At 52.9% G+C, this 223-nt stretch carries 1 rRNA gene; it reads left to right on the top strand.

The features are described from left to right. A 23S ribosomal RNA gene (locus tag WFI24_RS34430) occupies positions 1-223 on the top strand; the annotation flags it as partial.

The following is a 223-nucleotide window of genomic DNA, read 5'->3' as shown; positions in this document are numbered from 1 at the left end:
AGGCGAGGCCGAAAGGCGTAGTCGAAGGACAACAGGTCGAAATTCCTGTACCACCGTAAGCCGTTATGAGCAATGGGGGGACGCAGTAGGGTAGTGACGCAGACTGATGGACGTCTGTCCAAGCAGTAAGGCTGATGTGTAGGCAAATCCGCACATCGTAAGGCTGAGCTGTGATGGGGAGTGAAAATTACAGTAGCGAAGGTCATGATCTCACACTGCCAAG

This window comes from Paenibacillus sp. USHLN196 (assembly GCF_037144955.1).
GTDB classification, from domain to species: Bacteria; Bacillota; Bacilli; order Paenibacillales; family Paenibacillaceae; genus Paenibacillus; species Paenibacillus xylanexedens_C.
This window is presented reverse-complemented; position numbering and strand designations above follow the sequence as displayed.